Source organism: Marinoscillum sp., from assembly GCF_040222955.1.
Taxonomy (GTDB): Bacteria; Bacteroidota; Bacteroidia; order Cytophagales; family Cyclobacteriaceae; genus Marinoscillum.
Genome location: NZ_JAVKCA010000020.1, coordinates 167,143 through 182,192, shown reverse-complemented (window position 1 = coordinate 182,192; position 15,050 = coordinate 167,143). Strand labels below are relative to the sequence as shown.

12 protein-coding genes are annotated in these 15,050 nt (G+C 45.8%); 7 read left to right on the top strand and 5 right to left on the bottom strand.

Going from position 1 to position 15,050, the window contains the following annotated elements; translation table 11 throughout:
* Positions 1-3: 3 nt before the first annotated feature.
* Entirely contained in the window at positions 4-714 is a 711-nt protein-coding gene (locus RIH33_RS17280) for a cell division ATP-binding protein FtsE (protein WP_406655143.1), read from the top strand.
* 6 nt (positions 715-720) lie between these two features.
* Here RIH33_RS17280 and RIH33_RS17275 read toward each other — a convergent pair whose 3' ends face one another.
* From RIH33_RS17275 to RIH33_RS17265, 3 genes are read right to left on the bottom strand one after another with little or no spacing between them, the layout of a single operon-like run.
* Positions 721-1,776: a hypothetical protein gene (locus RIH33_RS17275; protein WP_406655142.1), complete on the bottom strand. Its 1,056-nt coding sequence runs from the start codon at positions 1,774-1,776 to the stop codon at positions 721-723.
* Positions 1,748-2,272 carry a hypothetical protein gene (locus tag RIH33_RS17270; RefSeq protein WP_406655141.1) on the bottom strand — a complete coding sequence of 175 codons (525 nt, stop codon included), beginning with the start codon at positions 2,270-2,272 and terminating at the stop codon, positions 1,748-1,750. Before RIH33_RS17270 ends, RIH33_RS17275 begins: the two co-directional genes overlap by 29 nt.
* Positions 2,265-2,828, bottom strand: a complete 564-nt coding sequence (locus tag RIH33_RS17265) for an RNA polymerase sigma factor (RefSeq protein ID WP_406655140.1) — start codon at positions 2,826-2,828, stop codon at positions 2,265-2,267. The genes RIH33_RS17270 and RIH33_RS17265 overlap by 8 nt, the downstream gene beginning before the upstream one ends.
* A 112-nt stretch (positions 2,829-2,940) precedes the next feature.
* On the opposite strand from RIH33_RS17265, the gene RIH33_RS17260 reads away from it, so the two are divergent.
* The 6 genes from RIH33_RS17260 to RIH33_RS17235 are packed head-to-tail and all read left to right on the top strand — an operon-like array spanning position 2,941 to position 9,661.
* A complete protein-coding gene (locus RIH33_RS17260) occupies positions 2,941-3,552 on the top strand; it encodes a hypothetical protein (protein ID WP_406655139.1) in 612 nt (203 codons plus the stop codon).
* Positions 3,549-4,658 carry a serine hydrolase domain-containing protein gene (locus RIH33_RS17255; protein WP_406655138.1) on the top strand — a complete coding sequence of 370 codons (1,110 nt, stop codon included), beginning with the start codon at positions 3,549-3,551 and terminating at the stop codon, positions 4,656-4,658. Before RIH33_RS17260 ends, RIH33_RS17255 begins: the two co-directional genes overlap by 4 nt.
* Positions 4,659-5,222, top strand: a complete 564-nt coding sequence (locus tag RIH33_RS17250; protein WP_406655137.1) for an RNA polymerase sigma-70 factor — start codon at positions 4,659-4,661, stop codon at positions 5,220-5,222.
* A 52-nt stretch (positions 5,223-5,274) separates the two neighbouring features.
* The gene (locus tag RIH33_RS17245; RefSeq protein ID WP_406655136.1) at positions 5,275-6,168 is read left to right on the top strand and encodes a FecR family protein; all 894 of its coding nucleotides are present in this window, start codon (positions 5,275-5,277) and stop codon (positions 6,166-6,168) included.
* A gap of 59 nt (positions 6,169-6,227) precedes the next feature.
* Positions 6,228-8,837, top strand: coding sequence for a TonB-dependent receptor (locus tag RIH33_RS17240; RefSeq protein WP_406655135.1), 2,610 nt, complete (start codon positions 6,228-6,230; stop codon positions 8,835-8,837).
* Positions 8,834-9,661, top strand: coding sequence for a DUF4249 domain-containing protein (locus RIH33_RS17235; protein ID WP_406655133.1), 828 nt, complete (start codon positions 8,834-8,836; stop codon positions 9,659-9,661). The genes RIH33_RS17240 and RIH33_RS17235 overlap by 4 nt, the downstream gene beginning before the upstream one ends.
* 360 nt (positions 9,662-10,021) lie before the next feature.
* Here the strand turns inward: RIH33_RS17235 and RIH33_RS17230 are convergent, their stop codons facing one another.
* Both RIH33_RS17230 and RIH33_RS17225 read right to left on the bottom strand, forming a co-directional pair.
* Positions 10,022-12,844, bottom strand: a complete 2,823-nt coding sequence (locus tag RIH33_RS17230) for a response regulator (RefSeq protein ID WP_406655132.1) — start codon at positions 12,842-12,844, stop codon at positions 10,022-10,024.
* A 104-nt stretch (positions 12,845-12,948) separates the two neighbouring features.
* On the bottom strand, positions 12,949-14,916 hold the full coding sequence (locus RIH33_RS17225) for an acetoacetate--CoA ligase (protein ID WP_406655131.1): 1,968 nt from the start codon (positions 14,914-14,916) through the stop codon (positions 12,949-12,951).
* Positions 14,917-15,050: the final 134 nt, after the last annotated feature.

Below are 15,050 nucleotides of genomic sequence, written 5' to 3'. Positions count from 1 at the left end.
CATATGTCCTTCTCAGACGAACCCATTGTTTCCATCAGGAATGCCAACATCTTTCAGGATCACGCCACGGTACTGAGTGAGGTCTCTTTTGACATTGGCAAAGGGGAGTTTTTATATCTGGTAGGGAGAACAGGCAGCGGCAAATCGTCACTTCTGAAAACGCTGTACGGCGATCTGCCACTGAGATTGGGAGACATCAAAGTAGTGGGATACGACATCAGAGGAATCAAATCCTCTGATGTCCCCTATTTGCGTAGGAAAATTGGTATTATTTTTCAGGATTTTGAGCTCTTTTATGATCGGAGCGTAGCAGAGAACCTGTACTTTGTGATGAAAGCTACCGGCTGGAAAGAGAAATCCAAAATGAAGAGCCGGCTCGCTGAAGTGCTCATGCGTGTAGGCCTGGGCTCTGTTTCCGCTAAAATGCCCCACCAACTAAGTGGTGGTGAACAGCAGCGGGTGGTAATCGCTCGTGCACTGATCAATGAACCTCAGATCCTCTTCGCTGATGAGCCCACAGGAAACCTCGATCCGGAAGTGTCTGATGGCATCATGAAGCTCTTTCTCGAAATCAATAAAAGCGGCACCTCAGTGGTGATGGCCACTCATAACCACCACCTGCTTCAGAAATTTCCGGCACGTGTCATCAAATGCGAGGGTGGCAAAATCAAAGACTCTACCAAAGAAAACTTCGAACTCACCGGCCTTTTCTAAAGGAATTTACCGCAGCCTCAGGTCCCCATAGCTCGATTTCACAATGATCTTTTTATTAGGATCGCCCCCACCTATTCTTGCTTTATATTCACTTCTGTGGTCTTCTTTCACTTTATAGTAGGTCTCCATATTGGATATGCTGGAATTCATATTGGAAAAACTAAACTCAGCCTCCAGATCCGCCTTTAGCCCCTCTTCCAGCCGGATATTGATGGTACTGAACTTTCCGAAAAAGGACACCTTCGTGAAATCCTTGCTCAAACTCTTAATTTCAAACTCCGACACGTAGTTGGCTTCCATATACAGACTGTTCAGAAGTCGCGCGATTTTAAATCCGGAAAACTGCACATCAGAATCCACCACCCCCACGGTGCCCAACATCACGGAACCATACTTGCTCTCTATCTCCAATTCATCCACATCACCGATCTCCACATCCGAAAATTGTTGTTCCATCTCAATACTATTGGCATTCCCCATATCCAGTTCTGAATATTTTACTTCTATATGAGACTTGCCAGTGTTACCAAGAACCCCTTTTCCAAACGAAAGCTCAAGCTCCAGAAACCCTTCAATATCCTCGGTTTTCAGACTTCCGTAGCTGAGATCGAGATTGACATCTCCCGTGCGGGTACCCAGGTAGATGTCTCCAAATTTGTTGGTCACAGCCACTTTGTTGTTGGCTGGAAGGTTTACAGTATAGTCTATCCTAAATGACTCATCCCCTTTTGCGTTCATATTGCCATCCATGGCCGTAACAAAAGAGATGAGGGTCCCTTTGGTCACAATCTGAATACTAATCTTATCCAGCATCTTCTGGGCACGCTCCTCGCTTTTTCCATTGGCTATGATCTCCACTACCACTTTGAGCTTCTTTTGATCCCAGGTATTCACATGCACATCTCCGAATTGATTGGACGCTTCAAAAACGGTCTTTTCGGTGATGTCATAAGACTTCTCTATCACTTGCTTCTTCTCCTCCAGCACACTGGCAAACGCACCATAAGTGCCCAACAGAAACAATACAACCAGCTTAAATTTCAATTTGGGATACATCTTCATCTTCTTGTTTTTTTAATTCTCTCAAAATTCTAAGTTGCTGATCCAGAATATCTATTCTCAGCTTCAGGTTATTGATCATGGCGTCTGACAACATCACACTCGCATTCTGATCTGTATAAGTCTCCTTCAACTCAGCGTACCTTTCATCCAACCGCTCTATCTCCAGCAGGAAAGTTCGGCGAAGTTCGGAATCGGATAATTCGGCCAGCTCAGATTTCCGCTGAGCAATCAGGGTGGTATAGTAGTCTTCCACCACGGTAAACTCCGCAAGCTCGTCTCCCGGCTCCTGCGTCATATCCGCATCTGACTGATGCCTGTCTACAATCAGGTAAACCGTAGAGATCAGGAAGCAAATGGCAGCAACCCGCCACCACCCCACCCAGGGGCTTGTCTGCCGTTGTTTTTTGGAGATCTCACTCCAAATACCCGGTGAGGGCTCCTCCTGATCAAAAGAAGCCCTGTTCTCCAACACAAATCGTTCTAACTGGTCATCCATGACTTACCTCCTTTTCTAATAGTGATCTCAATTTATCTTTTGCTCTTTTATACTGGGTTTTGGATGTGGACTCGGAAATTCCCAAAATCCCGCTGATCTCCTTGTGATCATATCCTTCAAATAAATACAGGGACAGGACACTTCTGAATCCCGTGGGCAAGTCCATTACCGCCATTCTTACCCGATCCACATCAATGGTGGTTGCAGGTGAGTCGTGATAATCCATGTCATCATACTCATCCGCCACCTCTTCCAGCATCAAGGCTTCTTTCGCATTCTTCTTCAATGCCGAGAGCGCCTTGTTCACCACTATTCTTTTCAGCCAGGCACCAAATGAAGCTTCAGCCCTGTAGGATGCAATATGTTTGAAAGCACTCAAAAAAGACTCCTGCAGCACATCCTCCGCTTCTTCTCTGGCCCCGCATATTCTAAGGGCCGTATTGAACATTGCCTTTGAATAAAGTCTGTATAGCTCATACTGCGCTGCCTCATCACCATGACGGCACCGCTCTATGATCTCAAAATGTAGGTTGACGGTAGAAGCTTCCAATCCCATTAAACAATTTTCGTACAAAGGACTTGAGTAAATTAATAAGGTTGCATCGCTACAAAAAAAATATTCAAAAAGGTAAGTTTACGGTAAGCCAAGCCGCCAGCTTCAAGCGTATATGCGAATAGTCTTCATCATCCTGCTTATCTGTACCATGGCCAGGCTCTTTGCCCAGGAAGGAAGCCTTGACACACTCAATACTGCCGACACAACGGTCAACCTTGATCAGGTACTTTACCAATATGGCATCTATTTAGAACCCCTGATAGAAGTCACCCCGGGTCCTGACGGCCCGTACGCCTGCGATCAAATCGGGTTTGGCCTTTCCTATAGACGAGTTTCCGGAGGGGTATTCCTGAGCACCTTCAAGGGGCATTATGAAAAGACCCTCGTTTTTCCGAATAAATTTGAACTTGAATATATGTTTGGCGGAGGCTATCTCGGCATGCAGGTTTTACGTATAAACCAATTTGAAGTGGATCTACGCCTCAACTACGGACATGGAGACATGATCTGGGAGCGAACAGACTCCAGAGCCGATTTCTCCAGAGATGAGTTTGACTTGATCAAACCCGAAATCCAGATAAGTGGGGTACCTTTCAGGTATCTCAAACTTTTTATAACTTCTGGGTACCGGAAAATCTACAATCTTTCTCTGACAGGTACAGACTCAGGGGAATTTTCAGGGTTCACCGCTGGTTTCGGTTTAAAAGCAGGATATTTCAAATGAATAAATTCTACTTCTTAGGTGTCTTTCTAACGCTTTCCGGATGCTATCTGGGAGATGATCTACCTAAGGATCAGAACATCTGGACGTATAGCCAGCCCTCTGAGGTAGGACTGGACACCGAAGCTTTGTATGCACTGGATGATGCACTGGTAGCCGGCGATCATGACCTGGTCACCGGGCTGATCATCCTGAAGAATGATCAGTTGGTTTTCGAAAATTACTACAATTTTTCTGCCCGCAACCGGCTCAAACCAATTGGTAAATCGGCCTATTCTATCATCGTGCTGATATTGGATCAAATACTTAAAGATGGATACATTCAAAGTCTGGACGATCCTATTGACCGATACCTACCGGAATACGAAGCAGTTTTCTCCGACAGTCCCAAGAAGCGTGAAATCACACTCAAACACCTCCTGACTCACAAGTCCGGCATCAGCTGGAATGAACCCCACGTGAATGTGCAAAGAGGGGATAGCGATTTTCAGAAAATGCGCAATACGAGTGACTGGCCTGGCTACATTCTGGGTAAATCCCTGGAGGCAGATCCTGGCCTGAGGTTCGTCACCAATACAGGCATGGGACTGGTACTTGCCCGAATCATTCAGAATGTGCTACCCACCGGCGAGCTGGAAGAGTACATAAATACCCGCCTTTTAGGCCCTCTTGGCATCACCAACCATCAGTGGGAAACCTCGCCGGACGGCACACTGAACTGTGCCAACGGCCTGAAAATGACCACCCTGGATTTTGCGAAAATCGGCTATTTGATTCTTCAGGAAGGACGCTGGATCAATAAACAGCGGCTGATAGATCGTGATTGGATACTGGAGGTCACCTCCACCAAAGTCCAAACCTCACTGGACTACAGTGTAGGGTATGGGTGGTGGATATTCACTGAAGAATTTCTCAGCAGATACCTGTCCCAGGTGAGAAACACCTACTTCCTCTCCGGCGAAGGAGGCCAAAACCTGTACATCATACCTGACCAGCAAATGGTGGTCTGTGTAATGGCGGAAAATTATTATTACGGGTCCATTTTCAATCCGTCCCTTATGGTTTTACTCAAGTCCCTGGAGGCTGCCCAACACTCCTCTATCAACTAAATGAGCACAGAACCAAACGATCATCAACTGTTTCTGGAAATAAAGGACGGTAACCTCAAATCATACGAGGTAATCTTCAGGAGGTATTATGCACCACTGGCCAGATTTGCAACCAGCATGGTTAGAAACCCTGACATTGGGGAAGAAATGGCGCAGGAGGTCTTTATGTACATCTGGGAAAAACGAAACCAAATAGAGCTGAGGGGGGAGCTGAAATCTTACCTCTTCTCTTCTGTCAAAAACAAGTGTTTGAATTACATCAAACTGGAGCTCCCCAGGCAGCAGGCGATGACAGATCTCTCGGGCATTTCTGAAGCCAGCGAGTCGGTCATGTTCGCTGACGACACCCGATTGCTCAAAAAGAAAATCCAGTATGCCATAGATCAACTTCCGGAAAAATGCCGAAATATATTTGTCCTGAGCCGGTATGGCGGACTCACCTACCCCGAAATAGCCGAGGATCTGGAGATTTCAGTAAAAACCGTTGAAAATCAAATGAGCATAGCACTGAAAAAATTAAAAGAAACGTTAAGTGACGAATTAAAAAATCATCGAATCAAATAAATATATTTTGCAACCTTAGGGGTGTACCCCCTATTCATTGCCTTACAACCAAATGTCCAACTGGATCCAAAAATATAATCAGGGAGCCCCTTCCAAAACTCAGAATTCTGGCGAACAGGATGATTTCGATCTGTTCTTCGAGATGAGTGAGTTTGATCAGGAACCAGTGGATGTAGACGCAGCCTGGACCAGGGTACATGCGAAGCTCGCTCCTCAACGTTCCGTTACACCAATGCTCTTGAGGATCGCCGCGATTCTGGTGGTTATTTTCGGCTTGGGGTATGTAATTACTCAAAACATCGACACTAAGGCTCCTGCTACAATTTCAGAAGTTATTGCCCTTGATAAGCTACAAGAAGTGATCCTTCCTGACGGATCTGTGGTTACGCTCTCCAAAAACAGTCAAATTCAGTATGAAGAATCCGGGTTTCCTGAAAGAAGAGCTATTAACCTAAAAGGAGAGGCCCATTTTAATGTCTCCAAAGGGAGTGTTCCCTTTATCATCTCCTCTACTTCCGGTAAGGTGACAGTGCTTGGTACTTCTTTTAATCTGAACACACGAAAAGGTCTTCAACTCCTGGTGACGTCCGGAACTGTAAGGGTAGAAACTCAGCAGGACAAAAGAATGGTATACAAAGGGCAACTAGCGAGTGTTCAAAACCAGGGAACCATACAAGTAGTCACCGCTCCTAACAACAATGCTTTAGGTTGGAAAACCGGTCAGTTTAAGTTTGAGAATGAACCACTTGATCAGGTACTTCCCCTACTGGAGCGCTACTATCAGGTAAAAATCAGTACCAGCAAATCTATCAGACAATGCAAAATAACTGCTGAGTTTGATGAAACTCCCCTCGAAAATGTGGTGGACATCATTTCCACCATCCTGAACGCTAAAAGTCATATCTCCGGAGATAACATTAAATTTTCCGGTAAGGGTTGTAATTAAGCTTTATTTTTGCGGCATTAAAGTCAATCGATCTTCGTAAAGATTCGTTTCAGGAATTAATGCCAAAATTTTTACCTTCCTTTTCCGCCTTGATTTTTTTCCTGTTTTGCATAACAGGCTATGCGCAGGAAATCCTGAAAAGGACCATTACGCTCACCTCCAGCAGCTACACCCTTGATTCTGCTTTACAAACTGCAAAAGCCCAGGGGTTTGCTATCGCTTATAGCAGCAGCAAACTCCCAGATGCGCGCTGTGACTTCAAGCATCACCAACTTCTTTTTGAAGACTTCCTGAAGACGTTGAAAACACAAACGGGAATTCAATATTCCGTGAACGGTAGCATTGTGGCCATCAGCTACGAAAAACCTACCGTGGAACTCCAAACCATACGTGGAACAGTGCGTGACCTGGAGAGCGGAGAAAGCCTGATAGGAGCCGCAGTATACGAACCAGGCACCCTGAATGGCGTGATCACCAATAACTACGGCTACTTTTCACTTTCCCTTCCCACGGGTGTCCATGTCGTCAGGGTCAGCTTTATTGGCTATGAAGACATTCAGGACACCATTGATTTGAACAAAGGTCATATCCGGAATTTCATGCTGGCCCAAAAAGTGAATGAGCTCAATGAGATAACCATCTCCGCTCTCGAACCGGATTTTAACGTATCCAGCCTGATCCCGGGCATCAACACACTCAACCTAAGCACAGAAGGGCAAATTCCCTATTTTCTGGGCGAGGTGGACGTCTTACAGGGAGCCACGCTGCTTCCCGGCATCAAAACACTGGGAGAAGATGCCAATGGTCTGAATATACGTGGTGGCAGCACAGATCAAAACCTGATCCTGCTGGATGAAGCCACGGTATACAACCCAAACCATCTCTATGGGCTCATCTCGGTCTTCAACCCGGAAGCAGTGAATAACGTGGAGATTATGAAAGGATTTATCCCACCTTCCTACGGAGGCAGGGCCTCATCGGTAATCTCCGTGCATCAAAAAGAGGGAGACGATCAAAACTATCATTTCACTGGAGGCATCGGACTGGTATCAGCTCGCTTTATCGCGGAAGGACCCATTAAGAAAAAACAAAGTTCATTTATCCTGTCAGGCAGGCAATCCATTTTTGATTTGTCCCTGGATAACAATACGAGCACCACTTTTCAGGACCTCAATGCCAAGGTTAACCTCAAATACAATAAAAAGAATACTTTTTACTTTTCAGGCTATTTCGGCAATGACAGAAATACCAACACATTCGAGACCGTCAGAAACTGGGGCAACCGAAACTTTTCCCTCAGATGGAATCATCTTTTCGGGCGCCGGGTGTTTGCTAACTTTTCAGCCATTCTTAGTGAGTATAATTACAAAATCACTCAACCCAGAGAAGCCGCCAGCTTTATAGGAAAGTCCCGAATCATCGACTACACGGCCAAATCTGACTGGGGTTATGTAATCAACCCTCAACACGAGCTAAAATTCGGTGGCAGCACGATATTTCACAGATTAAAACCCGGCGACCGGATACCGTTTGACGAACAGACTTCTTCCTCAAACCCACTCTTTCTGGACTCAGAACACGGGGTGGAAAGTGCCGTCTATCTAAGTCATGAAGCCACCCTGGGAAAAAAGGTTTCGGCACTCTATGGTTTTAGGGTATCCTCCCTGCATTATCTGGGTGCTGGCACCGTGTACCAGTACAACCCTGAACGCCCCAGAAGTAATGAGAGTATTACCGATACCCTGCACTTCAGATCTTTGGAAATCATGAAGTCATATTACGGCTGGGAGCCACGGGCCTCGGTATCTTACCTTCTGAGCCAGCAAGCCAGTGTAAAGGCCAGTTACACCAAATCCCGTCAATACCTTCATCTGATCTCCAGCACCATCACACCCGCCCCTACGGATATCTGGAAGCTGAGTGACTTTCACATCTCACCAACTACCTCACACCATTACTCGCTGGGTGTCTATCAAAACTTTAAAGAGAACAAGTGGGAAACCTATTTAGATGGATACTACAAGCGCCTTGTCAATATGGTGCAATACAAGGATGGCGCGGATCTTCTCTTCAACCCCAACCCTGAAACCGAACTACTCTCCGGGCTGGGCAGGGCGTATGGTCTGGAATTTTTCCTCAAGAAGAATGAAGGTAGATTTACGGGCTGGTTAAGCTACACCCTCTCAAGAAGTGAAATCAAAGTGGATGGTGAATTTAATGAAGAAACCATCAACAACGGACGATACTTTCCGTCCAACTATGACAAAAAACACGACGTTTCGGTAGTGGGTATCTACAAGTTTCTCCCCAGGCTTAGCGGATCTTTTAGTTTCAAATACAATTCAGGGCGGCCTTTTACACTGCCACTCGGTAAATACATCTACGAAGGCAACCTTATTCCACATTTCGGAAACAGAAATCAAAGTAGACTTCCTGACTATCATCGACTGGACCTATCTGTGAAATGGCGGGGAAAACAGTTCAAAGCAGATGGTACCCCAAAACGATTTGAAGACTACTGGACCCTGGTGGTTTACAATGCCTATGGCAGAAACAATGTGTACTCCTACTTCTTCAAGGAAGATGAACAGTCGGGAGTGACGACCATCGAACCTTACACCATTTTCGACTCCATAATACCTGCCATTACTTACAACTTTAAGTTTTGAAGCATCTGCTCACCATATCGCTCGCTATCATCCTACTGGCATGCAGCACAGATGATCCTCCTATTGCCTCTACTTCTTTTCTGGTGGTGGAAGGCTGGCTTACCGATCAGGACACACCGCAGTATGTAAGGCTCACCAGATCCCAGGAATTCCTCAGCACTGAAGCCAATAATTTCGTTTCGGATGCCGAAATTCAGGTCAGGAGCAGCCGTAGCGAGCAATTTACCTTTTCCCATCAATCGAATGGACTGTATCTCTCTGATGTCCCGTTTGCTGGTCGGCCCAACACCTCCTATTGGGTAAGAATCAGTCTCTCCAATGGCAGCACCGTTGAATCAGATCTTGAAATGCTGCCAACCACTACTACCATCGATAGCCTGACCTTCGACTTCTACCTGCGTCCGTCAGAAGATGATCCTCAGATAGACGAAAGGGTGTACTACCCCATTGCCTTCTCAAAAGATGATGGTAGTCTAAGAAATTATTACAGATGGAAATTGTATAAAAATGACACGCTTTTCGCTGACCCGGAACATTTGATCCTCCTGAGTGACCGGTTCTTCGATGGCAATGCCTATCAAAATGACTTTACCAATTTTGAATACAAGCTGGGTGATAAAATCACTGTGGAAAAGCTGGAAATATCACAAAACGCCTACGAATACCTGAGTCTTCTCAAGTCTCAAACCACCACTTTAGGAACGGTGTCCTCAGTATCTCCAGCGCCCGTTAAAGGCAATTTACACTATCTGAGCAGTACCACCCAGGTACTTGGGTACTATGGCGTGGCATCGGTCAGGCAAGACTCCTTAACAATTAATTAATTTTTTTACATATTCTTTAGGGGTGGTCTATCAAACCATTGCCTTTCCTGTAATATGTTCAACAAATTGATCATTTTCTGTGCAACGTTAATACTCATGATAATGGGCATTACACTCTTAAATGAGGCCAAAGAAGCCTCCAATGATCAATTTATTTATTACTGAGAAACAATGGGCGATAGAAAAAATAAAATCTCAAGAGGACTAAGCAAGCTCCTTAATAGCAAAAAAAGCAATGAATTTTTTCAAAATAATGATGTATTCGTGGGTAATCCGAGCATGCGAAACAGTTATTTTGACTCATTTTATGAGGCGCAACTTACCGAAATCGCTTATTCAGGCCAGTCTTCTAACTGAAGACTAGCCTTTAATGACTTCCGAGGGCTTCACTCCGAATTTCTTTTCATACTGCCGACCAAACGCAGTAACGTTTTTCAGCCCTATACTTCTCGCTGCTTCTGAAGCATTCTTCACCTTCCCTTTTCTGATCAGGTATTCTGCATACTTCATCCTTACTTCTGAGACATACTCAAACGGCGTAAGGCCTGTGATCTTCTTCACCAACCGATACACCTGTCGCTCACTGGCAGCCATGGCATCCGCCAGATCGTAGACTGACAGATTCTCGTCATCAATTTTCTCCATCACGATCTGCTCCAGTCGGGACAAAATGTCTTTTTCTACAGTATCCAGATTTTGTTTATCAGCCAGCTTGGCAAAAACATCACCTTCTGAGTCCTGATAATTCTTCTTCTGCTGCAGCAGATTATTGATTCTGAGCATCAGTTCCTTCTTTTGGAAAGGTTTCTGCAGATAATCATTAATTCCCTGATAAAGGACCTTCTCCTGATCTGAGTCTGAAATACGTGCGGAAACCACCAGAATAGGTATTTTACTCAACTCGGGGTTGGATTTGATCGATTCTATCAATTCAAATCCATCCATCCAGGGCATCATCAGGTCAGAGATCATCAGATCTACTTCATTGTGTTTGAGCAGCTCAAGTGCCTCGATACCATGAGCTGCTTCTATGATGTGATAATCGTCCTCAAGAATTTGTCTGATGTGGTACCTGATCTCCGGGTGATCATCCACAATGAGTATGGTTTCCATTTCATCAGTCTTGGGCACGCTGGCTCCGGCGCGCTCTTCCCTATCCAGATCGTCATAGAGGTGTTTTCGCTCAGATACATAGGTGAATGTATGCGGAACCGTAAGGTGCTCAGACTCTGAAACTACTTTGGGGAAGCTCAGTTTAAAAGAGGTACCCAACCCCAGGGTACTCTCAACTGTTATTTTACCATTGTGTAACTCCACAAGCTCTTTTACAAGTGCCAGGCCAATCCCCAGTCCTTCTCTGCTCCGATACTCGTTGTTCTTCGACTGATAAAATCGATCAAAAACATAAGGCAGGCTCTCCTGAGATATACCCTCTCCCGTATCGGTGATATGAAGTAGTACGTTGTCATGCTCCATAAAAGTCTCAATGGTAATCTTGTCCCCCCGCGAGGTATGTCTCACTGCATTCGACACCAGATTATAAAAGATCTTCTCAAATTGTCGGGGGTCAATGAAGACCGTCTCTTCCTTTCGGATATGGTTTTTACAGATGAGTTTGACTCCTTTGTATTCGGCTGTGCCCACAAACATTTCGGTCAACATCTCCAGGTACGAACCAAATCGCACCACTTCTTTCTTCAGGTTAATTTTACCTTCCTCCAGCTTGGTCAGGTCATTGATCTCATCGGTGAGGTATAGGAGCCTCTTACAGTTCTTATATCCGGTTTCAAGGTTTTTGATGGCTCTTGAGCTTAGAATGACATCCTCATCTTCGCGCAACATTTCCAGATTGCCAATGATCAAACTTAATGGCGAACGCAAGTCATGGGACACATTTGCAAAAAACCGGGATTTGGCCTTATCCAATTCCAACAGTTTATCAGATTGCTGCTGTATGAGCTCCTTATCCCGGCTAATCTCATCGCGCTGCTTACTGATTTCCGTGGACAGCCTCTTTTTCACCAGGTATCCCCTTACCGAAAGGATGGTAATGATGAGGAACAATAGAATACCGATCACCGAAAGGGTAATCATGATGCGCTGAGTACTGATCACCTGCTCGTTGAGTTCACTTTGCTTCCTCAAAAACTCATTCTCCACCTCCTGCTGCTCCATTTCGTACTGTCCTTTGAGTTGTTCAATCTTTCGAATGTTTTCTTCACTAAACAGCTGCTGGTTCAGCTCTGCATATTTCACATGACTCTCAAAAGCCCGCTCAAAGTTGTCTCCGTTGGCATAAATCTTACTGAGGTTCTCCCAAACATTCTTTTCTTCAAACCTTGAGTTAACATCTCTGGTACTCTCTATGGCTTTATAGGCATATCCCTCAGCTTTCTTCAACTCATTTCTAGAAAGGTAGATCTTGGCTATGTTATTATACACCACTGCCAACATCCGAGGATTGTCCATGGCTTCCAGTCGCTGGATGAGACTCAGGTGGTACTGCTCTGACTTGCGCAGGTCGCCCTGCAGCAGATAAACCTCGGCCAGGTCTATTTCCGATGCCAGCTGTCCATAGAGGTCTCCCTGTTCCTTCCTGATTTCAATGGCCTGCTTAAAATAGAGCTCTGCCTGTCCATACTCTGCTATTCCTTTATAAGACCTCCCCAAATTCAGAAAACAATAAGCCACCATGCGCTTATCTGCAAGGCTCTGGGCCTGATCCAGTGCCTGAATGAAGTATTTAATGGCACCATGAAAGTTGGTTTGATACAGGTAAAGGTTACCCAAATTAATCAGGGAATAGCCCCTTTGTTCACCGTTTCCAGCTTCTTCTGATAATTTGAGCGCCTCCAGGTACTTCTCAAAAGCCTTTGAGAAATTGCTCAAATTTCGGTAAGCCACCCCCACGTAGTTGATCGACTGTATCTCCTGATCTGTGTACCCATTTTTCCGAGCCAGTTTAAGTGCACTGTTGGCATGATAGAGAGCAGAATCGGGCCTGATGTCTCTGTAGCTCCAGGCCAGGGCATTGTGAGCTTCTATTAGTTTCTCCGGCTCTGTTTCGTCCAGCTGATGGAGCAAGTGTCTCAAACTATCTTGCTCTCGTTCCTGAGAAAAAGCACTTTCCTGAATCAAAAGAGACAGGAGGAAAAAGCATAAATAATAACGGTGTTTCATCATCTGGCCGGGGATTTACACCAAAATAAGTAAACTAGGCGACAGCTTCCTTATCTACCGAACATTTTCGATGAAGCAACTTTCCGGTCCAATGAGTGAGCGCCGGATCAGACCGGAACTTCCTTTGCGTAAGCCACAAAGAAATCCAGCGATCCGGGATTACGCATGGCCCCCAGATTCGCCGCCTTTTCCACCGGCTTTCCCATGAGTATCTTCTTGACCGGTGCCTCCATTTTCTTGCCACTGATGGTATAGGGTAGGTCTTGTACCAAAACCACCGTATCAGGAATGTGCCTGGGTGAGAAATCTGTTTTCAGTTGATGACCGATCTGCCTGACCAATGGATCATCGAGCGCCTGTCCTTCCTTCAATACGACAAATAATGGCATAAAATGCCGGCCCCCATCCAGCTCCAGATTAACCACCAGGCTGTCCACAATGGTTTCAATCTTACTCACCGACTGGTAAATCTCTGCCGTACCAATCCGCACGCCGTGTCTGTTGAGCGTGGCGTCAGATCTACCCTGAATCACCAGGGTATTTCGCGCTGTTATTAACAACCAATCTCCATGTCGCCAGATATCAGGGAACATCTCAAAATAACTTTCGCGATATCGTGCCTTCCCCGGATCATTCCAAAAGTAAACAGGCATAGAGGGCATAGGCTTTGTAACGACCATCTCACCAACCTCTCCCACTAACGGCTGACCTGCATCATCAAAAGCATACATGGCACAGCCCAGCGCGCGACGCTGAATCTCTCCTTCGTACACAGGCTCCAGTGGACAGCCTCCCACAAATGCTGAACACACATCCGTGCCACCACTCATAGAGCACAGCCATAAGTCAGTACTCACAGCTTCATAAACCCAATCGAAACCCTCCGGAGGCAGCGGAGAACCCGTGCTGCTGATGGAGCGGAGCGTTTTCAGGTCAAAATCCCGACCAGGAGCAAGGGCTGCCTTCATACAGGCGACGATATAAGGTGCACTGGTGCCAAAATGATGAATTTGATGGTCCTGCGCCATCTGCCAGAGTACGTTAAGGTCGGGATATCCGGGACTACCGTCATACAGCACAATAGTGGCCCCCACGAGCAGAGTCGCTTGTACAAAATTCCACATCATCCATCCGGTGGTCGTAAACCAGAAATAACGCTCACCGCTCTTCACGTCATTGTGAAAGCTCACATACTTCAGGTGCTCCAGTAAGGTGCCCCCATGAGAATGGGTAATTGCTTTGGGCTGACCTGTGGTGCCTGACGAATAAAGTACCCAAATGGGATCAGAAAAGTCTACAGGGGTGAAAATTAACGCTTCAAATGAAGTCTGCACAGCCTCGGCCCAGTCCACGGACTGAGGCAATATTTTCTCCTTTTGGAGGTACGGAATTTCAACAATGGTCTGCAGGGTGGTTAATCTGCTCACAATTTCACTTACCACCTCGCGCTTGTCAAACTCTTTCCCGCCATACCGGTAGCCATCCACGGTAATCAGCATTTTGGGGGCAATCTGTTGAAACCTGTCCACCACGCTGCTGGGCCCAAAATCAGGGGAGCAACTGGACCAGACGGCCCCTATAGAGCACGCTGCTAAAAATCCTATTGTTGCCTTCGGGCAATTAGGTAAAAAAGCCACCACCCGATCCCCCTTCTGCACACCGCTTCCCTTCATAAATGAGGCCATCGCGGCCACCTGATCGTGTAGCTGCTTCCAGGAAATCTCTTCCGTGTTTCGGCCTTCGGCCTTGAAAATGATCGCGGGATGTTGCTCAGTTTTATTTCTGAAAATATGCTCTGCATAGTTTAGTTTGGCTCCCTCAAACCAACGGGTATCTGGCATGGGATCATCAGACTGTACCTCCGTATAGGAGTGGTGACTGATCACCTCAAAATACTCATAGATCGATTGCCAAAAAGCCCTTGTATCTGACACAGACCACTCCCAAAGCGCATCATAGTTTGAAAAGGTTAACCCGCGATGATCACGCAGCCAGCTCATGTAAGTCGCCAGGTTACTATTGGTTTTTATGCTTTCTGATGGGTTCCAGAGGATTTTGGGGTGTTTTGGGGTCATGCCTGGGGTTTATTGGGGTTCTGAAGTCTCAAATTTACCTTTTAAAAAAGCTCTCACACAAATTATCTGTCCCTAACCCGATGGTTTTCTTTTAAAATTCCGGTCTGATTTTATCTGACAAAAAAGAATTTCAA

What these genes read in the sequence shown, in the direction of transcription:
- RIH33_RS17270 (WP_406655141.1), bottom strand. Translation starts at nt 2,272, where the DNA reads ATGGATGACCAGTTAGAACGATTTGTGTTGGAGAACAGGGCTTCTTTT.
- RIH33_RS17280 (WP_406655143.1), top strand. Translation starts at nt 4, where the DNA reads ATGTCCTTCTCAGACGAACCCATTGTTTCCATCAGGAATGCCAACATC.
- RIH33_RS17265 (WP_406655140.1), bottom strand. Translation starts at nt 2,828, where the DNA reads ATGGGATTGGAAGCTTCTACCGTCAACCTACATTTTGAGATCATAGAG.
- RIH33_RS17230 (WP_406655132.1), bottom strand. Translation starts at nt 12,844, where the DNA reads ATGATGAAACACCGTTATTATTTATGCTTTTTCCTCCTGTCTCTTTTG.
- RIH33_RS17225 (WP_406655131.1), bottom strand. Translation starts at nt 14,916, where the DNA reads ATGACCCCAAAACACCCCAAAATCCTCTGGAACCCATCAGAAAGCATA.
- RIH33_RS17250 (WP_406655137.1), top strand. Translation starts at nt 4,659, where the DNA reads ATGAGCACAGAACCAAACGATCATCAACTGTTTCTGGAAATAAAGGAC.
- RIH33_RS17255 (WP_406655138.1), top strand. Translation starts at nt 3,549, where the DNA reads ATGAATAAATTCTACTTCTTAGGTGTCTTTCTAACGCTTTCCGGATGC.
- RIH33_RS17260 (WP_406655139.1), top strand. Translation starts at nt 2,941, where the DNA reads ATGCGAATAGTCTTCATCATCCTGCTTATCTGTACCATGGCCAGGCTC.
- RIH33_RS17240 (WP_406655135.1), top strand. Translation starts at nt 6,228, where the DNA reads ATGCCAAAATTTTTACCTTCCTTTTCCGCCTTGATTTTTTTCCTGTTT.
- RIH33_RS17245 (WP_406655136.1), top strand. Translation starts at nt 5,275, where the DNA reads ATGTCCAACTGGATCCAAAAATATAATCAGGGAGCCCCTTCCAAAACT.
- RIH33_RS17275 (WP_406655142.1), bottom strand. Translation starts at nt 1,776, where the DNA reads ATGAAGATGTATCCCAAATTGAAATTTAAGCTGGTTGTATTGTTTCTG.